This window comes from Streptomyces sp. NPDC048419 (genome assembly GCF_043200415.1).
Taxonomy (GTDB): Bacteria; Actinomycetota; Actinomycetes; order Streptomycetales; family Streptomycetaceae; genus Streptomyces.
This window is the reverse complement of record NZ_JBICXT010000009.1, coordinates 63,833-86,192: the sequence shown is the minus strand read 5'-3', so window position 1 is coordinate 86,192 and position 22,360 is coordinate 63,833. Positions and strand designations below refer to the sequence as shown.

The window sequence follows — 22,360 nt, the reverse complement described above, 5'->3', positions numbered from 1 at the left end:
TCAGTCGCCGGCCTGCTGGAAGGCCGTCACCGAGGCGTTCGGCCGGTCCGCGCCGCCCTTGAGGGCCACTTCGCCGTACGACCACGGGATGCTGTGCCCGGCGGAGGAGCCGGGCAGGCTGAACTTGGCCGTCTTCACCGCGAGGCTCTGCTTGCCGCCCGCCTCACCGCGGACGTAGGTGATCGTGAAGGAGGCGGTCGCGTCCTTGGCGAGAGTCAGCTTCTGTGCCTTGGCGGCCTTGTCGGACGGGACACTGCTCGTGGTGCCGCCCGCCTGCAGACGGACGGCCGGGAAACCGCTCAGGGTGCACGTGGAGCCGTTGTTGGTGATCGTGACGGTGACGTCGCCGGAGTCGCCGGCGCTGGGGGCGGCGCTCGCTCCGACCTGCACGCCGACGCCGTCGAGCGTGCAGGCGTCGCCGGACTTGGCGGCCTTGCCGTTGCTGCCGTCGCCACCGCCGCTGCCGTTGTCGCAGGCGGTGAGAAGCAGGGCCGCGGCGAGAGCGGCGACGGCGATGGGGGTGGCGCGCATAGGGATCCTCTGGTGCTCTGCGGCGTGACGCCGGTGATCGCGTGCACCGATCATCACGCACGCGCGCGTGAGGCGCTCGCGCGCCCCCCGGCGGCTACTGCCCGAGGCTCGCGGTCGGCAGCCCCGTCGGCAGCGTCCCGCCCTTGGACCTGGTGTACGTCTCCTTGCCGACACTGCCCGACCAGGTGATCCGCATCCCGCTCTTCGACACGGAGTCGACCATTCCCGACGCCCGGCCCTTGTCGCCGTCCGCGCAGGTCAGGTGGATCATCCGCATACCGGCCTCCTTGCCGGCGGTACCGCTGCACACGGTGCCGCCGGTGGAGAAGAGCCCGGCCTGCTTGCCGTTGATCACCAGGGCGACGGCCTTGCCGCCGGTCGTGGCGAGCCAGCTGCCCTGAAGGTCGTCGGACGCGCTCGCGGTCCCACCGGTGTTCCCACCCGTGTCCGCGGTCGAGGTCGAGGAGGCGGACGGGCTGGACGAGGAGTCGTCCTTGGAGCCGCCGCCGTCGCTGCACGCGCTCAGCACGAGCGTGCCCACCAGCCCGGCGACCGCCGCCGCGATCCGCACCTGCCGACGCGACACCCTGCGAGAGGAACGCGTGAACATCGCCGAAGTCACTGAAAGCTCCCAAGCTGTAGCAGGAGGTGGCCGAACGCTCCGGCCCCCGACCGAAACGCCCGCAGCAAGCTACCAGCAGCTCCCGGCGACCCCATGGGGAGCGCCTGTGAGGTTTGGCGGGAGGACTTGCGTGCGCCCGGCACTCCACGGGTAGGAAATTGCCTACGCTTGACTCGTAGGGAATTCCCTACCTATCGTCGTCTCCATGAACATCACCCACGCCTCGTTCGTCACGCTCCCCGTCGTCGACCAGGACCGCGCCCTTCGCTTCTACCGGGACGTCCTCGGCTTCGAGGTCACCGCCGACCTGCAGATGCCGCCGGGCCGGTGGCTCCAGGTCGCGCCCAAGGGTGCGCAGACCGTCTTCACGCTGTCCGGGCCGGGGATGGGGGATTTCGAGCCCGGATCGACCCGGGGGATCATGTTGGTCACGACCGATGTCGACGCCGACTGTGCCCGGCTCGCCGAGGCGGGCACCGAGGTGGAGGGCCCGGACGACCTTCCGTGGGGCCGGATGGCCTCCTTCCGGGACCCGGACGGCAACGGTCTGATGCTGATCACGGAGGCCCACCAGTAGAAAGGCCGGTCATGCCCGCAGCCGAGGCCCGCGAGGCCGCCGACGACCGCGTCTTCGCCGCGCTCGCGAACGCCACCCGCCGCGAGGTGCTGCGGCTGCTGCGCGAGCGCGGGCCTCAGCCCGTCCAGGCCCTGGCCGACCACTTCGACATGCGGCGCCCGAGCCTCTCGGAACACCTCAAGGTGCTCCGGGAGGCCGGCCTCGTCTCCGAGCAGCGCTCCGGCCGGCAGCGCATCTACCGCCTCGACGCGGCCCCGCTCGCCGAGGTGCAGGACTGGCTCCATCCGTATGAGCGGTTCTGGCGCGAGCGGCTGAAGGGCCTCGGCGATCTGCTGGACCGCATGCCCGACGATGACCCGGCATGAGCACAGAACCCACGGACGGCCGCGACGGCGACCCGGCCCACACCGATCCGGCCCACGACGACCTGAACGACGACCGCTTGAGCGACGACCGCATGAGCGACGACGATCTGAACGCCGGCGACCTGACCGTCATCCGCGTCGACCAGTTCTTCCCCCACCCGCCCGCCAAGGTCTGGCGCGCCCTCACCGAGCCCGCGCTGCTCGTGCAGTGGCAGATGCAGGGAGCCGGGGACTTCCGGCTGGAGGTGGGGCACCGGTATCGCCTGACCTCCGTACCCAGGCCCAACACCAACTTCTCCGGTGTCGTGGACGTGCGGGTCCTCGCCTACGACATCGAGCGGATGCTGTCCCTCCGCTGGGCTGACGCCGATCCGGCCAATCCCGCGGACTGGACCATCACTTGGACACTGGAACAGGAAGGGCGCGGAACGCGTCTGTTCCTAGTGCACGAGGGTTTCGATCCGGACGACCCGGCGCAACTGATGGCGCGCAGGATCATGGGCGGCGGCTGGCGATCGCATGTCCTGCAGGCATTGGGGCAAACGCTGGAAGGGCTCGGGTAAAGCGCTCACCAAAGCTGTAACCGCAGGACCACCCCGCGTGCACGTGCATCTGCTCATGCATCTGCACATGAAGACGGCTATGATCCGGGAAGTTGACCTCTGCATCAATGGCCACATGGCCACCGCACCACCGGGGAGCGACCTGTGGACCGCGACGCGTACAACGGCATGACAGCCACGGAGCTGAACGGGGTGGCCTGGCAGAAGAGCCGGCACAGCAACTCGCAGGGTTCCTGCGTGGAGTTCGCGAGACTGCCCGGCGGCGAGGTGGCCGTGCGCAACTCGCGCTTCCCCGACGGTCCGGCGCTCGTCTACACGCGCGCGGAGATCGAGGCGATGCTTCTGGGCATCAAGGACGGCGAGTTCGACCACCTGATCGCGGGCTGACCGCCGCCAACCCCCGGGGCAACTCGGGGCAATCGGCTGTTTACGGGCTGTGACGCGCGTAGAACCCGGGCGTCGAACAATGCCCGGGTGCACTATTCGGCGGACTGCGGCCGGGGCGGGTGAGGCAGCCGGAACAGCGCCCAGACGACCTTCCCGCCCAGCGTGCCCGCCATCGGGTGCCAGCCCCAGCCGTCGGCGAAGGAGTCGACGAGGAAGAGGCCGCGGCCCGACTCCGCCGAGAAGTCGTCCGCCTCGCGGGCGACCGGGCTGGCCTGGCTCGGGTCGCGCACAGCGCACACCAGCCGCTCCGTCCAGCGCATCAGGTGCAGCCGTACGGGCGGGCTCTGGTCCGCGGCGCACAGGGTGCCGGCCGGCAGGCCGTGCCGCAGGGAGTTGGTGACGAGCTCCGAGACCACCAGGCACACGTCGTCGAAGCGATCGCCTATGTCCCACTGGTCGAGGGTTCTGCGGGTGAAGCGCCGGGCCTCGCGCACGGCCTCGTACCGGGCGGGAAGGGCGCAGGAGGCGGCGTTGGACACGGCCGTGAGGTCAAGCGGCGGAAGGCCCTGCCGTAACGGCTCGAGCATGGTCGATCCATTCGTCCCCATGCGAGGCACTCCCGGAATTCGCGGTCGTTGCGATGCAGCGGTGGCGCGGGACCATGGTTTCGGATGCGCGGTGCAGATGCAAGGTGCAGATGCACGTGCACGTGACCGAATTGGACGTGCCCGTACCGCTTGTTGGCCATTTTTTCCGCCATCTTCTCTCCCTCTGGTTGCCATCTCCTTCCCTTCTCCTGTGCGGAATCTTTGACTTCTTCCCTTCTCTGTAATCGGACGAGTACTGCTCGGAGTGTTTTAGTGGCAGACTCTGGCCTCTGAAGCGGTTGGGGAGGCTGGCGAACGTGAGCGTGGGAGAGCCCGGATCGGTGGTGCGGCGCATGCTGCTCGGCTCGCAACTCAGGCGGCTGCGCGAGGCACGCGGGATCACCCGCGAAGCAGCGGGTTACTCGATCCGCGCCTCCGAATCCAAGATCAGCCGGATGGAACTGGGCCGCGTGAGCTTCAAGACGCGTGACGTGGAAGACCTGTTGACGCTCTACGGCATCACGGACGAGCAGGAGCGCGCCCAGCTCGTCTCCCTCGCCCGCGAGGCCAACGTCGCGGGCTGGTGGCACAGTTACTCCGACGTCCTGCCGACCTGGTTCCCCACCTATGTGGGGCTGGAGGGTGCGGCGCACCTGATCCGCGCCTACGAGGTGCAGTTCGTGCACGGTCTGCTGCAGACCGAGGCGTACGCGCGCGCGGTCGTGAGGCGGGGCATGAAGGGCGCGAGCCGCGCCGACGTCGACAAGCGCGTGGCGCTGCGTCTCGAGCGGCAGAAGAACCTCCTTGCCGAGCACGCCCCCGAGTTCCACGTCGTCCTGGACGAGGCCGCCCTGCGCCGGCCCTACGGCGACCGCGAGGTGATGCGCGGCCAGCTCCAGCACCTGATCGAGATCTCGGAGCGGCCCAACGTACGGCTGCAGATCATGCCGTTCGGCTTCGGCGGCCACTCGGGCGAGAGCGGCGCGTTCACGCTGCTCAGCTTCCCCGAGTCCGACCTGTCGGACGTCGTCTACCTGGAACAGCTCACCAGCGCGCTCTACCTGGACAAACACGAGGACGTCATTCAGTACGAGAAGGCGCTCAAGGAGCTCCAGCAGGACAGTCCGGGGCCGGACGAGAGCCGTGATCTGCTCCGGGGTCTCCTCCAACTCTCCTAGAGTTCTCCCCAGAAGATTGCGGAGCGTCCCCAACTCACTTGCGTCACCAGTACGATGACGTGTGATCAGACCGTGACGTCGATCGTCTGTCTGCTAGTGATTTGGGGATCACATGTCGTCCTACTTCACCGACCTGGCCCAGCAGTACATCGACGGTGAGTGGCGCCCGGGCACCGGCTCCTGGGACATCATCGACTTCAACCCGTACAACGGCGAGAAGCTGGCGTCGATCACCATAGCCACGGTCGACGAGGTCGACGAGGCGTACCGCTCGGCCGCCCGCGCCCAGAAGGAATGGGCGAGGACCAATCCGTACGCGCGCCGCACGATCCTGGAGAAGGCCCTCAGGCTGATCGAGGAGCGCGAGCAGGAGATCGCCGAGGTGATCATCGCCGAGCTCGGCGGCACCCGGCTGAAGGCCGGCTTCGAACTCCACCTGGCCAAGGAGTTCCTGCGCGAGTCGATCCAGTGGGCGCTGCGCCCCGAGGGCAAGATCCTCCCCTCGCCCGTGGACGGCAAGGAGAACCGCCTCTACCGCGTGCCGGTGGGCGTCGTGGGCGTCATCAGCCCCTTCAACTTCCCCTTCCTGCTGTCGCTCAAGTCGGTCGCCCCGGCCCTCGCGCTCGGCAACGGCGTGGTGCTCAAGCCGCACCAGAACACCCCGATCACCGGCGGCTCCCTGGTCGCGAAGATCTTCGAGGACGCGGGTCTGCCGGGCGGTCTGCTGAACGTCGTGATCACCGACATCGCGGAGATCGGCGACGCCTTCATCGAGCACCCGGTCCCGAAGGTCATCTCCTTCACCGGCTCCGACAAGGTCGGCCGCCATGTGGCCACCGTCTGCGCCTCGCACTTCAAGCGCTCGGTCCTCGAACTCGGCGGCAACAGCGCGATCGTGGTCCTCGACGACGCCGACATCGACTACGCGGTCGACGCCGCGGTCTTCAGCCGGTACGTCCACCAGGGCCAGGTCTGCATGGCCGCGAACCGGGTGCTCGTGGACCGCGGCATCGCCGAGGAGTTCACCGAGAAGTTCGTCGCCAAGGTCAGGACGCTCAAGGCCGGCGACCCGAGCGACCCGCAGACCGTCATCGGACCGGTGATCAACTCCTCGCAGGCGGACGCCATTTCGGCCACCGTCGAGCAGGCGATCGCCGAGGGCGCGACGGCCCTGGTGCACGGCACGACCACCGAGAACCTGGTCGAGCCCTCCGTCCTGACCGGCGTCCCCGCGGACTCGGCCCTGCTCCGGCAGGAGGTCTTCGGCCCGGTCGCCTTCCTCATCCCCTTCGACGGCGAGCAGGAGGCGGTCGCCCTCGTCAACGACACGCCGTACGGCCTGAGCGGCGCCGTCCACACGGGCGACGTCGAGCGCGGCGTCAATTTCGCCAAGCAGATCGACACCGGCATGTTCCACGTCAACGACGGGACCGTCCACGACGAGCCGCTCGTCCCCTTCGGCGGCGAGAAGAGCTCGGGCGTGGGCCGACTGAACGGCGAGTCGACCGTCGAGTGCTTCACCACGCTGAAGTGGATCTCGGTGCAGCACGGCCGGAGCCGATTCCCCTTCTAGGACGGAACCTGTCCTAAAGGGCCCGTAGCTTCGTCGGTGTCAGGGGGAGCCTCCACCCCCCGCAGCACCCGACGAAAGGCGGCCGGTCATGGTCACTCACGTTTCCGCGGAAGCTCAGGGCGACGAGCGCGGAGCGCTGCTGGCGTTCATCGAGGAGCAGCGCGGCGGCATCCGGCGCTCGCTGCTCGGGCTGACCGAGGAGCAGGCCGCGAGCAGGCCCAGCGCGAGCGAGCTGTCCCTGTCCGGTCTGCTCAAGCATGTGGCCGAAGTCGAGCAGGGCTGGATCGCGCGGGCCAGGCAGGAGCCGCCGGCGATCCGGCGGGACGCGTCCAACTGGCACGAGGCGTTCCAGCTGGTCGAGGGCGAGACCGTGGAGTCGCAGCTCGCGTACTGGGAGAAGGTCGCCGCCGAGACCGAGGCGTACATCCGCTCCGTGCCGAGCCTCGACGACAGCTTCCCGCTGCCGGAGGAACCCTGGTTCCCGGAGGGCAGCGTCTCCGTGCGCTGGCTCTGCCTGCACCTGATCCGCGAGACCGCGCGGCACGCCGGGCATGCCGACATCATCCGCGAGTCCCTGGACGGCGCCACCGCCTTCGAGCTGGTGGCCAAGGAGCAGGGCGCGAGCCGGAGCTGACCTCCCGGGTCCTACGCTGGCCGCATGTCAGCGATCCGTCTTCTGGTGCTCGGCGCGGTCCGCCAGCACGGGCGGGCCCACGGCTACCAGGTGCGCAACGACCTGGAGTACTGGGGCGCGCACGAGTGGTCCAACGCCAAGCCCGGCTCGATCTACCACGCGCTCAAGCAGATGGCGAAGCAAGGGCTGCTGCACGCGCACGAGATCGCGCCGTCCACGGCCGGCGGCCCGCCGCGCACCGAGTACGAGCTCACCGATTGGGGCACCGAGGAGTACTTCCGGCTGCTGCGTGAGGCGCTGACCTCGTACGACCAGAAGATGGACGTCAAGTCGGCGGCGATCGGCTTCATGGTCGACCTGCCGCGGGCCGAGGCGGTGGCGCTGCTGAAGGACCGGATCCGGCGCACCGAGGCCTGGCGCTCCTCGGTCACCGAGCACTACGTCCCCGAGGACGGCCCCGAACAGCTCGGCCACATCGGCGAGATCATGAACCTCTGGGTCCACACGGCCGACGCCGAGGCCGAGTGGACCCAGAGGCTGATCGGGCGGATCGAGGACGGGGCGTACATGTTCGCGGGGGAGGGCGATCCCTTCGTGGGCGTCCTGGCGGACGACGAGGAGAACCCGTACGCGACGGGGGAGCGGCATCCGGAGGACGACCGCTGATCAAGTTTGGCCAATCATCTCGGCGCGCTGCCTTCGCGCAGTGGTCAAGTTTGCGACCTGCTCGGCGGCCCCGACGGGGAGCCGGGGCACGTGTGGGTGGCGGTCGTGTGGTCGCTGGGGCTGCTCGCCGTCTTCTTCCCGCTCGCGGTACGGCGGTTCGCGCGCCTGGGCGGCTGACCCGGCGGTGCGTCAGTGGTGGAAGCCGGTGGTCGCCCCCTTGTCCTTGGGCGAGGGGTGCGGCTGCTTGCGCAGTTCGGGCAGGAGCCGGGTGAGGTCCTCCACGAAGAGGTCGGCGAGGTCGTCCGAGAAGCCGTTGCGGGCCACCACCCGCAGCACGGACAGGTCCTCGCGGTTCGGCGGGAAGGTGTACGCGGGCAGCAGCCAGCCGCTCTCCCGCATCCGCCGGGACACGTCGAAGACGTCGTACGCGTCCACGCCGTCCGCGGTCGTGAACGCGAAGACGGGCAGCTCGTCGCCCCTGGTCAGCAGCCGGAAGTCGCCCAGCGCCTCGACGCGTTCGGCGAGGGACATGGCCACGTCGCGGGTCGTCTGCTGCACGGCGCGGTAGCCCTCGCGGCCCAGCCGCAGGAACGTGTAGTACTGCGCGACCACCTGGGCGCCGGGGCGGGAGAAGTTCAGGGCGAAGGTCGGCATGTCGCCGCCCAGGTAGTTGACGCGGAAGACCAGCTCCTCGGGCAGCGCCTCCTTGTCGCGCCACAGGGCCCAGCCCACGCCCGGGTAGACGAGGCCGTACTTGTGCCCCGAGGTGTTGATGGACGCCACGCGCGGGAGGCGGAAGTCCCACACCACGTCCGGGTCGAGGAAGGGCGCGACCATGGCGCCGGACGCGCCGTCGACGTGCACGGGGATGTCCAGACCGGTGCGCTCCTGAAGGGCGTCGAGGGCCGCGCACAGGTCGGCGATGGGCTCGTAGGAGCCGTCGAAGGTGGAGCCGAGGATGCCGACGACCCCGATGGTGTTCTCGTCGCACAGCTCGGCGGCGGCCTGCGGGTCGAGGTGGAAGCGGTCGCCCTCCATGGGCACCAGGCGCGCCTCGACCTCCCAGAAGTTGCAGAACTTCTCCCAGCACACCTGGACGTTGACGCCCATGACCAGGTTGGGGCGTGCCCCGGAGGCGGCGATGCGCTTGCTCCAGCGCCGCTTCAGGGCCATCCCGGCGAGCATGCACGCCTCGCTCGATCCGGTGGTGGAACAGCCCACGGCGGTCGCCGGATCCGGTGCGTTCCACAGGTCGGCGAGCATCGCCACGCAACGCCGCTCCAGTTCGGCGGTGCGCGGATACTCGTCCTTGTCGATCATGTTCTTGTCCTGGCACTCCGCCATCAGGACGCCGGCCTGCGGCTCCATCCACGTGGTGACGAACGTGGCGAGGTTCAGCCGGGAGTTGCCGTCCAGCATCAGCTCGTCGTGCACCAGCTGATACGCCGTCATGGGCGGCAGCGGACCGTCCGGTAGCCGGTGCCGGGGCGGAGCGTCGGTCATGCCGGCGACCGGATTGGCCTCCCCGAAGAAGGGGTTGACCGACACCGGGCGCTCGTCGTGCTTATGCGGACCTTTGTGGAGGGCCATGTCTTGTCTCCCTTGGTGTCATCCGGGGAACGGGTGTCAGCGGACCGGAGTTCCGTCGTCCCGCAACTGCATCTGGGGCCGGCCGGTCACCAGCAGCCAGGCGGGCAGCGAGGCGAAGCAGAGCAGGGCGATGATCGCGGGCTCGGACACGAGCACCGCGGCCGTGAACAGGCTCACCCAGCCCTGGCGGGTGACGGCGAGGAGTATGCCCAGGACGCCGGCGGCGACGCCGACCGCCGGGTGAACGTCCGGTATGAGGGCGTGCGCGCCCAGCCCGAAGGCGGCCCCGACGAACACCGCCGGGAAGATGCGCCCGCCCCGGAAGCCGCAGGACGCGGCGACGAGCAGTGCGGCCAGCTTCACCACGGCCATCCCCACGAACTGCCCCGCCGACCAGCCGTCCGGGTTCTTGGCCAGGTCGGCGACCTCGTCCAGCCCCTTGAAGAGCGTCAGATGCCCACCCAGGGCGCCCAGCAGCCCGAGCACGATCCCGCCGGCCGGAAGCATCAGCATGGGGTGCTTCAGGCGCGCGAAGGCGCCGTGGACGTACGGGAAGACGTAGACCGCGCACATGCCGAGCACCGCCGCCAGCGACGCGATCACCAGGACGGCCAGCAGATCGCTCCAGCCGGGCCGGCCGAAGGGGGGCAGATGCAGGTCGAAGCTCGGATGCGCCACCAGGGAGGTGGTCAGGGCCCCGGCCCCGGCGGCCACCAGGGGCCCGAACACGTTGTCCCAGAGCAGCCCCTTCATCTGCCGTCCGGCCAGTGCCTCGGAGATGACCAGCGCCGCCGCCACCGGCGTCCCGAACAGGGCTCCGATCGTCGCCGCCTCGGCGAGCGCCGGCCACAGGTGGCCCGGTGCCCGGCGGATCAGCCGGCTCCCCAGCCAGTAGGCGAGCGCCACGTTCACCGCGATGATCGGATTCTCCGGCCCGAGGCTCGGCCCGCCCGCCAGCATCAGGCCCGTCGCCAGCACCAGACCGGGCAGCACGGAGAGCGGCAGGACGGGAGCGTTCAGGCTCAGGGTCGCCGGGTCCGGGCCCGCGTGCCCGGGCACCAGCCACACCACGAGGCCGACCGCGATGCCGGTCGCGGTGAGCATGACGAGCATCCACAGGACGGAGTACCGGCCCACCCCGAGGGCGTCCGGCAGGTTGTTCCAGAGCACATGCTGGAGCTGCTCCGCCGCCGCGCTCACACCGACCAGCAGCAGGCTCGCCCCCACTCCCACGGCCAGGGCGGGGACGATCAACGGCGCCAGCGTGCGTGCGGGTGTCGCGGGGACCGCGGGGGCCTGCTGGGCGGAGTCGTGGGCCACGGGCTCACCATAAGCGGACGAAAGGAAGGAAACATCTGGAAGCAGAACACCTGGTATCCGAAGGCGAACCGACTTGCACCTCACGTGGCGTGAGGGCTCAGCGTGGAGTGCGTACCGAGAAGGGAGCGGACGAAGTGAGCTACTCCGTGGGACAGGTCGCGGGCTTCGCCGGCGTCACGGTGCGCACCTTGCACCACTACGACGACATCGGCCTGCTCGCCCCGAGCGAGCGCAGCCGTGCGGGTCACCGGCGCTACAGCGACGACGACCTCGACCGGCTGCAGCAGATCCTGTTCTACCGGGAGCTCGGCTTCCCGCTCGACGAGGTCGCCGCCCTGCTCGACGATCCGGCCGCGGACCCGCGCGCGCACCTGCGCCGCCAGCACGAACTGCTGACCGCCCGGATCGAGAGGCTCCAGAAGATGGCGGCGGCCGTCGAACACGCCATGGAGGCACGCAAGATGGGGATCAACCTCACACCCGAGGAGCGGTTCGAGGTCTTCGGGGACAACGACCCCGCGCAGTACGCCGAGGAGACCGAGCAGCGCTGGGGGAACACGGAGGCGTACGCCGAGTCGCAGCGCCGCGCGGCCACCTACACCAAGGAGGACTGGAAGCGCCTGCAGGCCGAGGCCGACGCCTGGGCCGAGCGGTACGCCGCCCTGGTGGGCGCCGGCGAGCCGGCGGCCGGGGAGGCGGCGACGGACCTGGCCGAGGAGCACCGGCAGCACATCAGCAGGTGGTTCTACGAGTGCCCGTACGAGATGCACCGGTGTCTCGCCGAGATGTACGTCTCCGACGAGCGCTTCAAGGCGTTCTACGACGCCATGCGTCCCGGGCTCGCCGAGCACCTGAAGGACGCGATCCTGGCGAACGCCGACCGTCGCACCGCATAGCGGTCCTGGTCCGGGGGCTCACTCCCGGGCCAGGACCACCGCGGTCCCGTAGGCGCACACCTCCGTGCCCACGTCCGACGCCTCCGTCACGTCGAAGCGGAACATCAGCACGGCGTTCGCCCCACGCGCGCGTGCCTGCTCGACCAGCCGTTCCATGGCCTGGTTCCTGGTCTCCACCAGCGTCTTGGTGAGCCCCTTGAGCTCACCGCCGATCATCGACTTCAGCCCGGCGCCGATCTGGCTCCCCAGGTGCCGGGAGCGGACCGTCAGCCCGAAGACCTCGCCGAGGACCTCCTGGACCCGGTGTCCGGGTACGTCGTTCGTCGTCACGACCAGTACGTCCGGCTGGGGCCCCTGGCCGCCACCGTATTCGTCTATGCCCATGGCTCACAGCTTTGTGCCAGTCCGCGCACAGTGCATCCTGGAGACACCGGTGGAACCTGGGGCGGACACATTGCGTTGATAGCTTTGTGCGCCCGCCGAAGGACGCCGTACCTTCTCTCACCCCCTCAGGGAGCCCGGAACCGTGACGACGCTTGCCCTCGGCCCGAGCTGGCTGGATCCGAACCATCTGCTCGACTCGTTCGGCATCTGGGGGCTGCTCCTGATCGTCTTCGCCGAGTCGGGCCTGCTCATCGGCTTCTTCCTGCCGGGTGACTCGCTGCTGTTCACCTGCGGTCTGCTGATCACCGCAGGCACCATGGACTTCCCGCTGTGGGGGGCCATCCTGCTGATCTGCCTCGCCGCGATCCTCGGCGACCAGGCGGGTTACCTCTTCGGCAAGAAGGTCGGCCCCTCGCTCTTCACCCGCCCGGACTCCCGCCTCTTCAAGCAGGAGAACGTGGTCAAGGCGCACGAGTTCTTCGAGAAGTACGGCCCCAAGTCCCTGGTCCTGGCCCGCTTCGTGCCCATCGTGCGCACCTTCACGCCGATCATCGCCGGCGTCAGCGGTATGCGGTACCGCTCCTTCATCACCTTCAACGTCATCGGCGGCGTCCTGTGGGGCGCGGGCGTGACCCTGCTGGGCTCCTGGCTCGGCAACGTGGACTTCGTCCACAAGAACATCGAGGCGATCCTCATCCTGATCGTGCTGGTCTCGGTGGTCCCGATCGCCATCGAGTTCCTGCGCGCCCGCAGCAAGGCCAGGAAGAACCCCGGGGCCCCCGCTCCCGCGCCGGCCCAGGAGCAGTACCCGGTCATGGACGACGCGACGACCCAGCTGCGCCGCGTCCCCACGGCGGACGGCCAGGACCACCACCGGCCCCAGCAGCAGTACGCGCCCCAGCAGCAGTACCCGCAGCAGCAGTACCCGCAGCAGCAGCCGGCGCAGCAGCAGCCCTACGACCCGAACCGGTCCTACGACCCGAACGAGCCGTACAACCCGGATCAGCAGCCTTACGACCCCAACTGGCAGTACGCCCAGCAGTATCCGTACCAGCAGCAGTACGACGGCCGGCAGGACGGGCAGTACCCGCACGGCCAGGGCTACTAGAAGCCGCGGGTGCGCTTGGCGGCCCGGCGGCCGGCCGCGCTGGCCGCGCCCGGCACCCGCAGGAACAGCCGCGAGATCTCGGAGCCGAGGTTGACCCCGATGGCGATGGCCATGGCCAGGGAGACCGCTGTGGCCAGGGAGACCAGCCCCTTGTCGACCTCGTTCTGGGCGATCGCCAGCAGCCCGAAGTAGGTGGCGGAGCCCGGCAGCAGCGGGCCGATCGCCGCCGTCGTGTAGGGCAGGGCGGACGCGAACCGGTAGCGCGACAGCAACTGCCCGAACAGGCCCACCAGCCCCGCCGCCACCGCGGTGGAGGCGACGGGCGAGAGTCCGCCGGGGAAGTGCAGCGCGCCGTACACCACCCAGGCGACGCCGCCGTTCAGCGTCACCCACAGCACGGTGGCCCGCTCCTGCTGGAGCAGCACGGCGAAGGTCAGGGACAGCAGCATCGACGCGCAGATCTGCACGACGGGCTGCGTGGACTGGCCAAGGGCCGCGTCGGGGTTGAGATTGGCGCCCAGGTTCACCCCGAAGTACAGGACGATCAGCACGCCCACCACGATGCCGACGAAGAGGTACATGACCTCCAGCAGGCGCGCCGAGGCGGTGATGTAGAAGCCGGTCAGGCCGTCCTGCACGCCCGCCACCAGCGCCCGCCCCGGCAGCAGCGCGAAGAGACCACCGGTGATGACCGCGGACGCCTTGACGTCGACGTGCGCGACGGTGAGCGCGACCCCGAGGGCGGCCGGCGGCATCGCGGCCACCGTGAACTGGTAGAACTCCGGCAGCCCGCGCCCGGCGCACAGCCACGCCAGCCGGTCGCCGAGCATCGCGCCCAGCGCGGCCGCCACGAACACGAACGCGTTACCGCCGACGAGCACGGAGGCCGCGCCCGCGAGCAGGCCGCTCGCCCCGGTCAGCACCCACCCCGGGTAGGGGTGCCGGTTGCGCCGCATCTCGGCGAGCCGCCGGTAGGCCTCCTCCAGGGAGAGATGGGACTCCGGGTCGCTGAGGTCGTCCACCAGCTGGAACACGGCGGCCAGCCGCGTGTAGTCGACGGCCCGGCGCCGCACGGTCCGCGAGGCCGTCACCGGGTCCTCGACGAGGGACGGCTGGTACGAGATCGACAGCAGCGTGAAGGTGACGTTCGGCTCGCAGCGGTCCAGGCCGTAGGAGCGGCAGACCGCGAACATCGCGGCCTCCACGTCCTCGGCGCCCTCACCGCCGGCCAGCAGCAACTCGCCGATACGCAGGGTCAGGTCGAGCACGCGCGGAACGGCGGGACCGCCGTCCTCCGACTTCGGCCCCGCCTCCGGCGCGGGCCGCTCGGCGACCGGCATCCGCAGCATCGTGCGCATCCGGTCCTGCCAGGGCACGTCCTTGGTGAGGCTGACCACGGGGACGCCGGTCGGCGGGGTGAAGGCGGCGGGGGCGTGCTTGGCGTTGTAGGTGCGCGGAGTGCTGAACGCCGACCCCTCGGGCTCGGGGCTGCTGAGCGGCTGAGAGACGTCCAGGCCCTCGGGGACCTCGAACTCCGACGTGGTCTCCGGCTCGACGACCCCCGCGGGGGCGGCGAAGCCCGCGGGAATGGCGAACTCGGATGTGATCTCCGGGTCGAACGTGCCCCTGGCCTCGTCCGACTGCGGCTTGCGGTCCTCCGCCTCCGTCACGTGAGTAACGCTCCCTGTACGACGCGTGCAGCAAGGCCAGTATGCGCACAGAAAACCAGACGGGCCGCACGCGTATGCGTGCGGCCCGTCGGAAGACTCAGGCCTCAGTGACCGCCCTGCTCCTTGAACCGCTTGTAGGAGCGCTCGATCTCGATCTCGGCGTCCGTACGGCCCACCCAGTTGGCGCCCTCGACGGACTTGCCGGGCTCCAGGTCCTTGTAGACCTCGAAGAAGTGCTGGATCTCCAGGCGGTCGAACTCCGAAACGTGGTGGATGTCACGCAGGTGCTCCTGGCGCGGGTCCGTCGCCGGCACGCACAGCAGCTTGTCGTCGCCGCCGGCCTCGTCCGTCATCCGGAACATGCCGATCGCACGGCACTTGATCAGGCAGCCCGGGAAGGTCGGCTCGTCCAGGATGACCAGCGCGTCCAGCGGGTCGCCGTCCTCGCCGAGGGTGTTCTCGACGAAGCCGTAGTCGGTCGGGTAGGCGGTCGAGGTGAAGAGTCGACGGTCCAAGCGGATCCGACCGGTCTCGTGGTCCACCTCGTACTTGTTCCGCGAACCCTTCGGGATCTCGATCGTGACGTCGAACTCCACCGGTGGCTCCTCCATGATCAGCACATAGTTCTGGTGGTTAAGTGTCCCTCACGCAGGTGTGTGATCGCGAAAGGGGCTGGTGGTCGTGCCCGAGCTGAGGCCTTGGCGGGCCGCGAGACCGCATGTGACGCGGGCCGCGAACGCCGTACGACCGCGTCTGGCACGGGCCGCCGGTACCGTACGCCCGCATTTCGAACGAGCCGCGAACGCCGTGCGACCGGGCCTCCAACGGGCCACGGCCGCTGCGAAACCGCAGCTCGCGCGCGTGCGGACCGTCCGGTTCACGCGGCCGAAGTCCGTCGGCACATGGCAGTTCGGCGCGGGCGCCGCTGTCGCCGGTCTGGCGCTGGCGGTCACCGTGGCGACCGCCGCCGGTCCCTGGGACTCCTCCGGTCAGCGTACGGCCGAGAAGGACCACGCAGTCGTCCTGGAACGCACGGGTGGCACAGATCACGGCCGTAAATCCGATACGTCCGGTTCATCGGGTACGGCGGCCGGGGCGCCCCGGCCCGCCCCCAGCGCGGCATCCGTCCTGGTCGGCCTGGGCCGCGCCACGACCGCCGTACAGCCGTCCCCGACCGGCACGGCCCTCGCCGGCGTCCTGGGCCCCCTGCTCAAGGACGCGGCGCTCGGCGCCCGACACAGCGCCGTCGTCGTCGACGTCGCCACCGGCAGGCGCCTGTACGGCACCGGTGCCGACGACGCGCTGACCCCCGCCTCCACGACGAAGATCGCCACCGCGGTCGCCGCCCTGTCGGCGATGGGCGCCGACCACCGCCTGACCACCCGCACGGCCCTGGAGCCCGGCACCAAGGAGCTCGTCCTGGTCGGTGGCGGCGACCCGACCCTGACGGCCCGCGCGGAGGCGGACGGCTGGGCGAGCCTCAAGGTGCTGGCCGACCGGACGGCGAAGGCGCTGAAGAAGCGCGGCCTCAAGGAGGTGACCCTCTCCTACGACGGGAGCCTGTACGCCGGCCCCGCGCTGCACCGCATCGGCGTCAACGGCAACCTCGCGCCGGTGAGCGCCCTGGTGGCCGACGAGGGCCGTACGGACGACTCGACGGACGGACCGGTCAGGCGCGTGACGGACCCGGCGGCGGACGCGGCCCGCAAGTTCGCGGCGTTCCTGAAGGGCGCCGGCGTCAGGACCTCGTCCCCCGGCCCGTCCAAGGCGACGGGCAAGGCCGAGAACGTCGCCGCCGTCTCCTCGCCCCCGCTCTCCGCCTTGGTCGAGCGCATGCTGACCAACAGCGACAACGACATCGCCGAGGCCCTGGCCCGCCAGACGGCCCTCGCGACGGGGAACCGGGCGAGCTTCGACGGCGGCGCGGCCGCGATCGCCGCCCAGCTCAAGAAGCTCGAACTCCCGCTCAAGGGCGCCCGGTTCCACGACGGGAGCGGCCTCGACCGGGACGACCGGCTGACGGCCGACCTGCTGACGTCCCTGCTCGTGGAGGCGGGCGATCCGGCCCACCCCGAACTCCGCCCGGTCCTCACGGGTCTGCCGGTGGCCGGCTTCACCGGAACCCTGACCAGCCGTTACAACGACGGAGCGGCGGGGGTCGTACGGGCGAAGACCGGCACCCTGACGGGCGTGAACACCCTCGCGGGCACGGTGGTCGACCAGGACGGCCGCCTGCTGGCCTTCGCGTTCCTCGCCTCGGACACGACCAGTCCGGCGGCGGCCCAGTCGGCCCTGGACCGGACGGCGACGGCCCTGGCGGCGTGCGGCTGCCACTGACGCCGTACCGGCCGTCTCGCACCGGCCCGCCCGCGCGGCCTGCCCCAAGTGGTAACGCTCACGTACCGTTGACGCATGACGAGCATCGGTGGTGCCGAGATGGTCGACTGGAATCTCGCGGTGGCGACCGCGACCCGGCTCGTACGGCCGGGCCCAGACGTGAGCCGCGAAGAGGCCCGGGAGGTCGTCGCGGAACTGCGCCGGCATGCCAAGGCCTCGGAGGAACACGTCCGGGGCTTCACCCAAATGGGCACGGGGGAGGTCCACGACACCCCCATCCTGGTCGTCGACCGCCCCGGCTGGGTCCGGGCGAACGTCGCCGGCTTCCGGGAGATCCTCAAGCCGCTCCTCGACAAGATGCAGGAGCGCCGCGGCAGCAGCCCCGGCGGCGCGGTCCTCGGCGCCGTCGGCGGCAAGGTCACCGGCGTCGAGCTGGGCATGCTGCTGTCGTTCCTGGCCTCCCGAGTCCTCGGCCAGTACGAGACGTTCGCCCCGGCGACGCGCGAGCTCCCGGCCGGGGAGAGCGGCGGCGGACGGCTGCTGCTCGTCGCCCCGAACATCGTGCACGTGGAGCGTGAACTCGACGTCCAGCCCCACGACTTCCGCCTCTGGGTCTGCCTGCACGAGGAGACGCACCGCACGCAGTTCAGCGCGGTGCCCTGGCTGCGTGACCACCTCGAGGGTGAAATCCAGTCTTTCTTGGGAGAGACCGACGTCGACCCCATGACGGTCCTGGAGCGCATCCGCGAGGCCGCCCAGTCCCTCTCCGGCGGACGCCCCGAGGGCGAGGAGGAGGACGGCGGGCGGTCCTTCGTCGAGATCGTGCAGACCCCGGCGCAGCGGGAGATCCTCGGGCGCCTCACCGCCGTGATGTCCCTCCTGGAGGGCCACGCCGACTTCGTGATGGACGGGGTGGGCCCGCAGGTCGTGCCCTCCGTCGCCGAGATCCGCGAGAAGTTCCAGCAGCGGCGGGCGAAGGGCGCCTCGCGGCTGGACATGGCGCTGCGCAAGCTGCTCGGCCTGGACGCCAAGCTCCGGCAGTACCGCGACGGCGAGCGGTTCGTGCGGGCCGTCGTCGAGCAGGCCGGCATGGACGGCTTCAACCGTGTGTGGACGTCCCCCAACACCCTCCCGACCAAGGCGGAGATCGCCAAACCGGCGGACTGGGTCGCGCGGGTGCATCGCAAGAGCGAGTCGTGAACGCCGTGGACGGTCGTGAAAGGAATCCGGCCGACGGCAGGCGAACGCCCCTCCAATCACCCGTCCGAGGGACCGTGAGCGATGGGTAGGCGTGCGATGCTCGGGGAACGGCCCGGTTCTGTCACCATCTACACACTCTGAGTGACCGAGCCGGGCTCAACCCCCCGAAAACTTCATGAAGGGAACCGGACATGGGTCCCCATCCAGCGGTCGCGGCGATACGCCTGGCGGTCCGCCACGTCCTCCACGACATCCTCAACGAGCACCAGACCTCCTCCAAGGGCCCACGGCTCTTCGAGCAGCCCTCGCACGAGCGCCGGTCGTCGCCGCTCGTGCTCGTGGCATGCTCCGGCGGCGCCGACTCCATGGCCCTCGCCTCCGCCCTCGCCTTCGAGGCCCCCAAACTCGGCATCCGCGCCGGTGCCGTCACCGTCGACCACGGCCTGCAGGCCGGGTCCGACCTGCGTGCCGAGGAAGTCGCCCTGCGCCTGCGCGAACTGGGCCTGGACCCGGTCGACTCCGTGGCCGTGACCGTCGGCCGCGAAGGCGGGCCCGAAGCAGCCGCCCGCGACGCGCGCTACGCCGCCCTCGACGCCGTCGCCCTCCACCACGGAGCCACCGCGATCCTGCTCGGCCACACCCGCGACGACCAGGCCGAGACCGTCCTGCTGGGACTCGCCCGCGGCTCCGGCATCCGCTCCCTGTCCGGCATGGCCGCGGTCTCGGGGGCCGACGGCCGTTACCGGCGCCCCTTCCTCCAGGTCGACCGGCAGACCGCCCGCAAGGCCTGCATGGTCCAGTCCCTTCCCGTCTGGGACGACCCGCACAACGCCGATCCCGCGTACACCCGCTCCCGGCTGCGCCACGAGGGCCTGCCGGCCCTGGAGAAGGCGCTCGGCAAGGGCGTCGTCGAGGCACTGGCCCGCACCGCCCAGCTCTCCCGTGACGACGCCGACGCGCTCGACACCTGGGCCAGCCAGGCCGAGACCTCCGTACGCGACGCGGCCGGCCTCCTGGAGTGCGCCAAGCTCTACGTCCTGCCGCCCGCCGTGCGCCGCCGCATCCTGCGCAGGGCCGCCATCGAGGCCGGGGCGCCCGCAGGTTCGCTGTTCGCCCGCCACATCGAGGAAGTCGACCGGCTGATCACCGGTTGGCGCGGCCAGGGAGTCATCAATCTCCCGGGCAAAGTCGTCGCCCAGCGCCAGGGTGGCAGACTGGTGATTCGGCAAGGCTGAAACCTTGCCCCCTTTTGGGGGGTGATGGGCGGCCGGTGGGACGACCGAAAGTGATGCGGGTGGACGCGAAAGACATGGGTGCGGACCTCAAGCAGGTGCTCATCACCAAGGAAGAGATCGACGCGAAGCTGGCCGAGCTGGCCGCGAAGATCGACGCGGAGTACGCGGCCAAGGACCTGCTCATCGTCGGAGTCCTCAAGGGCGCGGTGATGGTCATGGCGGACCTCGCCCGGTCGCTGTCCACCCCCGTCACGATGGACTGGATGGCCGTGTCCTCCTACGGCGCGGGCACCCAGTCCTCCGGCGTGGTGCGGATCCTCAAGGACCTCGACACCGACATCAAGGGCAAGCACGTCCTGATCGTCGAGGACATCATCGACTCCGGGCTGACCCTGTCCTGGCTGCTGTCCAACCTCGGCTCCCGCGAGCCCGAGTCGCTCAAGGTGTGCACACTGCTGCGCAAGCCGGACGCCGCCAAGGTCGCCATCGACGTGGAGTGGGTCGGCTTCGACATCCCGAACGAGTTCGTCGTGGGATACGGCCTCGACTACGCCGAGAAGTACCGCAATCTCCCGTTCGTGGGTACGCTCGCGCCCCATGTCTACGGCGGCTGAGTCAGCGAGACCGTCCTCTTAGGACGATCGGGAACCCCAGCGGGTTTCGCGCCGTTGGAGCATGCAGACGGGCTTGCCAGCCCTCCCGTGCGGCTTCGCGCGACGAAGCTGGGGTACCGTCAGAAGAACTGTCTTATCAAACTCACTATGGCAGGAGGGACGGGGCGACACCGCTCCGTATGGATGGACGTGAAGCGATACTTCCGTGGGCCGGTCATGTGGATCGTGCTGGCCGTCCTTGCCGTGGTCGTGTTGATGCAGGTCGTCGGCTCGTCCGGCGGCTACAAGACGGTGGACACCGGCCAGGTCGTGGCAGCGATCAACAACGACAAGGTGGAGTCGGCCAAGCTGACCACCGGTGACGAGCAGACCGTCAAGGTCCAGCTCAAGGACGGCGAAAAGGTCGAGGGCAGCTCGAAGATCCAAGCGAGCTACATCGGCGACCAGGGCGTGAACATCGCCAACACGCTGCAGACCAAGTACCAGAACAAGCAGATCCCGGACGGCTACACCGTTTCGCCGTCCAAGCAGAACCCCTTCCTGGGCATCCTGCTCTCCCTGCTGCCCTTCGTTCTGATCGTGGTCGTCTTCCTGTTCCTGATGAATCAGATGCAGGGCGGCGGCTCCCGGGTCATGAACTTCGGGAAGTCCAAGGCCAAGCTCATCACCAAGGACACCCCCAAGACGACCTTCTCCGACGTCGCGGGCTGTGACGAGGCCGTCGAGGAACTCCACGAGATCAAGGAGTTCCTGCAGGAGCCGGCCAAGTTCCAGGCCGTCGGCGCCAAGATCCCCAAGGGCGTGCTGCTCTACGGCCGTCCCGGTACCGGCAAGACGCTGCTCGCGCGTGCCGTGGCCGGCGAGGCCGGGGTGCCCTTCTACTCGATCTCCGGTTCCGACTTCGTCGAGATGTTCGTCGGTGTCGGTGCCTCCCGGGTCCGTGACCTGTTCGAGCAGGCCAAGGCGAACGCTCCGGCGATCGTCTTCGTCGACGAGATCGACGCGGTCGGCCGCCATCGCGGCGCCGGCCTCGGCGGCGGTCACGACGAGCGCGAGCAGACGCTGAACCAGCTGCTCGTCGAGATGGACGGGTTCGACGTCAAGGGCGGTGTGATTCTCATCGCCGCCACGAACCGCCCGGACATCCTCGACCCGGCGCTGCTGCGCCCGGGCCGCTTCGACCGCCAGATCGCGGTCGACCCGCCGGACCTGATGGGCCGCCTGGAGATCCTCAAGGTCCACCAGAAGGGCAAGCCGGTCGCTCCGGACGTCGACCTCTCGGCCGTCGCCCGCCGCACCCCCGGTTTCACCGGTGCCGACCTGAGCAACGTCCTCAACGAGGCGGCGCTCCTGACGGCCCGCAGCGACAAGAAGCTGATCGACAACTCCATGCTGGACGAGGCGATCGACCGCGTGGTGGCGGGCCCGCAGAAGCGGACCCGGATCATGTCGGACAAGGAGAAGAAGATCACCGCGTACCACGAGGGCGGTCACGCCCTGGTCGCGGCGGCGTCTCCCAACTCCGACCCGGTCCACAAGATCACGATCCTGTCGAGAGGCCGGGCCCTCGGCTACACGATGGTGCTGCCGGACGAGGACAAGTACTCCACGACCCGCAACGAGATGCTGGACCAGCTGGCCTACATGCTGGGCGGCCGTGCGGCCGAGGAGCTCGTCTTCCACGACCCGACCACGGGCGCTGCGAACGACATCGAGAAGGCCACCACGACGGCCCGCGCGATGGTCACGCAGTACGGCATGACCGAGCGTCTCGGCGCCATCAAGTTCGGCGGCGACAACACCGAGCCGTTCCTCGGACGTGAGATGGCTCACCAGCGCGACTACTCGGAAGAGGTCGCCGCGCTGGTGGACGAGGAAGTCAAGAAGCTCATCGAGAACGCGCACAACGAGGCCTGGGAGATCCTGGTCGAGAACCGCGACGTCCTCGACAACCTCGTCCTTCAGCTGCTGGAGCGGGAGACGCTGGGCAAGGAGGAGATCGCCGAGATCTTCGCCCCCATCGTCAGGCGCCCCCCGCGGCCGGCGTGGACGGGTTCCTCCCGGCGCACGCCGTCCACCCGTCCGCCGGTGCTCTCCCCGAAGGAGCTCGCACTGACGAACGGCGCCAACGGCGCGACCCCGGCGATCTCCACCGCCAAGGCCACCGCCACGGAGTCGGCCCCGGTGGCCGAGCCCGCTCCTGAGGACCGCCCGGAGAGCTGATCACCGCTCCTCCGGCGGCCGCGACAGGCCCGGAATGAATGCCGCGCCCCCCAGGTTTTAGCCTGGGGGGCGCGGCATTTCGCCATGTCCGCAGATGAGG

General features: G+C 69.9%; 23 protein-coding genes and 1 pseudogene. 16 read left to right on the top strand and 8 right to left on the bottom strand.

Translation table 11 applies throughout. The features are described from left to right. Both ACGFYN_RS20330 and ACGFYN_RS20325 read right to left on the bottom strand, forming a co-directional pair. A complete protein-coding gene (locus tag ACGFYN_RS20330; protein ID WP_393867212.1) occupies positions 1-531 on the bottom strand; it encodes a DUF4232 domain-containing protein in 531 nt (176 codons plus the stop codon). A gap of 94 nt (positions 532-625) precedes the next feature. Then, complete coding sequence (locus tag ACGFYN_RS20325; protein WP_393867408.1) at positions 626-1,141, bottom strand: hypothetical protein; 516 nt, start codon at positions 1,139-1,141, stop codon at positions 626-628. A gap of 217 nt (positions 1,142-1,358) precedes the next feature. Here ACGFYN_RS20325 and ACGFYN_RS20320 point away from each other — a divergent pair, with 217 nt between their 5' ends. The 4 genes from ACGFYN_RS20320 to ACGFYN_RS20305 all read left to right on the top strand — a co-directional run bounded on the left by ACGFYN_RS20320 (position 1,359) and on the right by ACGFYN_RS20305 (position 3,045). Then, complete coding sequence (locus tag ACGFYN_RS20320) at positions 1,359-1,730, top strand: VOC family protein (protein WP_393867211.1); 372 nt, start codon at positions 1,359-1,361, stop codon at positions 1,728-1,730. An 11-nt stretch (positions 1,731-1,741) separates the two neighbouring features. Then, positions 1,742-2,095 (top strand): ArsR/SmtB family transcription factor, encoded by a 354-nt coding sequence (locus tag ACGFYN_RS20315; RefSeq protein WP_393867210.1) that lies wholly within the window; start codon positions 1,742-1,744, stop codon positions 2,093-2,095. 92 nt (positions 2,096-2,187) lie between these two features. After that, positions 2,188-2,658, top strand: coding sequence for an SRPBCC domain-containing protein (locus ACGFYN_RS20310; protein ID WP_393867407.1), 471 nt, complete (start codon positions 2,188-2,190; stop codon positions 2,656-2,658). Between the two features lie 168 nt (positions 2,659-2,826). Then, a complete protein-coding gene (locus tag ACGFYN_RS20305) occupies positions 2,827-3,045 on the top strand; it encodes a DUF397 domain-containing protein (protein ID WP_393867406.1) in 219 nt (72 codons plus the stop codon). A 92-nt stretch (positions 3,046-3,137) separates the two neighbouring features. Here the strand turns inward: ACGFYN_RS20305 and ACGFYN_RS20300 are convergent, their stop codons facing one another. After that, positions 3,138-3,653 carry an ATP-binding protein gene (locus ACGFYN_RS20300; protein WP_393867209.1) on the bottom strand — a complete coding sequence of 172 codons (516 nt, stop codon included), beginning with the start codon at positions 3,651-3,653 and terminating at the stop codon, positions 3,138-3,140. Positions 3,654-3,985: 332 nt separating this feature from the next. On the opposite strand from ACGFYN_RS20300, the gene ACGFYN_RS20295 reads away from it, so the two are divergent. From ACGFYN_RS20295 to ACGFYN_RS20275, 5 genes and pseudogenes are all read left to right on the top strand, one after another. Next, positions 3,986-4,810: a helix-turn-helix domain-containing protein gene (locus ACGFYN_RS20295; RefSeq protein ID WP_393867405.1), complete on the top strand. Its 825-nt coding sequence runs from the start codon at positions 3,986-3,988 to the stop codon at positions 4,808-4,810. A gap of 112 nt (positions 4,811-4,922) precedes the next feature. Then, positions 4,923-6,383 (top strand): aldehyde dehydrogenase family protein, encoded by a 1,461-nt coding sequence (locus ACGFYN_RS20290; protein ID WP_393867208.1) that lies wholly within the window; start codon positions 4,923-4,925, stop codon positions 6,381-6,383. Positions 6,384-6,471: 88 nt separating this feature from the next. Next, complete coding sequence (locus tag ACGFYN_RS20285; RefSeq protein WP_393867207.1) at positions 6,472-7,017, top strand: DinB family protein; 546 nt, start codon at positions 6,472-6,474, stop codon at positions 7,015-7,017. A 24-nt stretch (positions 7,018-7,041) separates the two neighbouring features. Beyond that, positions 7,042-7,683, top strand: a complete 642-nt coding sequence (locus ACGFYN_RS20280) for a PadR family transcriptional regulator (protein WP_393867206.1) — start codon at positions 7,042-7,044, stop codon at positions 7,681-7,683. 48 nt (positions 7,684-7,731) lie between these two features. After that, positions 7,732-7,860, top strand: a pseudogene (locus tag ACGFYN_RS20275) (ABC transporter permease); the annotation flags it as partial. A 12-nt stretch (positions 7,861-7,872) separates the two neighbouring features. Here ACGFYN_RS20275 and ACGFYN_RS20270 read toward each other — a convergent pair. Both ACGFYN_RS20270 and ACGFYN_RS20265 read right to left on the bottom strand, forming a co-directional pair. Continuing rightward, positions 7,873-9,273: a glutamate decarboxylase gene (locus ACGFYN_RS20270; protein WP_393867205.1), complete on the bottom strand. Its 1,401-nt coding sequence runs from the start codon at positions 9,271-9,273 to the stop codon at positions 7,873-7,875. 36 nt (positions 9,274-9,309) lie between these two features. After that, on the bottom strand, positions 9,310-10,593 hold the full coding sequence (locus tag ACGFYN_RS20265) for an ion channel protein (protein WP_393867204.1): 1,284 nt from the start codon (positions 10,591-10,593) through the stop codon (positions 9,310-9,312). 134 nt (positions 10,594-10,727) lie between these two features. Between ACGFYN_RS20265 and ACGFYN_RS20260 the strand changes: the two genes are divergently transcribed. Next, complete coding sequence (locus ACGFYN_RS20260; RefSeq protein WP_393867203.1) at positions 10,728-11,489, top strand: MerR family transcriptional regulator; 762 nt, start codon at positions 10,728-10,730, stop codon at positions 11,487-11,489. Positions 11,490-11,507: 18 nt separating this feature from the next. Here ACGFYN_RS20260 and ACGFYN_RS20255 read toward each other — a convergent pair whose 3' ends face one another. Next, positions 11,508-11,873, bottom strand: coding sequence for a YbjQ family protein (locus ACGFYN_RS20255; RefSeq protein WP_393867202.1), 366 nt, complete (start codon positions 11,871-11,873; stop codon positions 11,508-11,510). Positions 11,874-12,015: 142 nt separating this feature from the next. On the opposite strand from ACGFYN_RS20255, the gene ACGFYN_RS20250 reads away from it, so the two are divergent. Beyond that, a complete protein-coding gene (locus tag ACGFYN_RS20250; RefSeq protein WP_393867201.1) occupies positions 12,016-12,981 on the top strand; it encodes a DedA family protein in 966 nt (321 codons plus the stop codon). Here ACGFYN_RS20250 and ACGFYN_RS20245 read toward each other — a convergent pair. Further along, positions 12,978-14,651, bottom strand: a complete 1,674-nt coding sequence (locus ACGFYN_RS20245) for a threonine/serine exporter ThrE family protein (protein ID WP_393867200.1) — start codon at positions 14,649-14,651, stop codon at positions 12,978-12,980. The genes ACGFYN_RS20250 and ACGFYN_RS20245 overlap by 4 nt on opposite strands. Before the next feature lie 104 nt (positions 14,652-14,755). Next, a complete protein-coding gene (locus ACGFYN_RS20240; RefSeq protein ID WP_048586153.1) occupies positions 14,756-15,247 on the bottom strand; it encodes an inorganic diphosphatase in 492 nt (163 codons plus the stop codon). 79 nt (positions 15,248-15,326) lie between these two features. Between ACGFYN_RS20240 and dacB the strand changes: the two genes are divergently transcribed. The 5 genes from dacB (at position 15,327) to ftsH (ending at position 22,260) form a co-directional block, all read left to right on the top strand. Next, positions 15,327-16,988 carry a D-alanyl-D-alanine carboxypeptidase/D-alanyl-D-alanine-endopeptidase gene (dacB, locus tag ACGFYN_RS20235; protein ID WP_393867199.1) on the top strand — a complete coding sequence of 554 codons (1,662 nt, stop codon included), beginning with the start codon at positions 15,327-15,329 and terminating at the stop codon, positions 16,986-16,988. Between the two features lie 75 nt (positions 16,989-17,063). Next, positions 17,064-18,188, top strand: coding sequence for a zinc-dependent metalloprotease (locus ACGFYN_RS20230; RefSeq protein WP_393867198.1), 1,125 nt, complete (start codon positions 17,064-17,066; stop codon positions 18,186-18,188). A 191-nt stretch (positions 18,189-18,379) separates the two neighbouring features. Then, positions 18,380-19,423 carry a tRNA lysidine(34) synthetase TilS gene (gene tilS, locus ACGFYN_RS20225; RefSeq protein ID WP_393867197.1) on the top strand — a complete coding sequence of 348 codons (1,044 nt, stop codon included), beginning with the start codon at positions 18,380-18,382 and terminating at the stop codon, positions 19,421-19,423. Between the two features lie 53 nt (positions 19,424-19,476). Then, positions 19,477-20,037: a hypoxanthine phosphoribosyltransferase gene (gene hpt / locus ACGFYN_RS20220; RefSeq protein ID WP_393867404.1), complete on the top strand. Its 561-nt coding sequence runs from the start codon at positions 19,477-19,479 to the stop codon at positions 20,035-20,037. Positions 20,038-20,220: 183 nt separating this feature from the next. Further along, positions 20,221-22,260, top strand: coding sequence for an ATP-dependent zinc metalloprotease FtsH (ftsH, locus tag ACGFYN_RS20215; RefSeq protein ID WP_393867196.1), 2,040 nt, complete (start codon positions 20,221-20,223; stop codon positions 22,258-22,260). Positions 22,261-22,360: the final 100 nt, after the last annotated feature.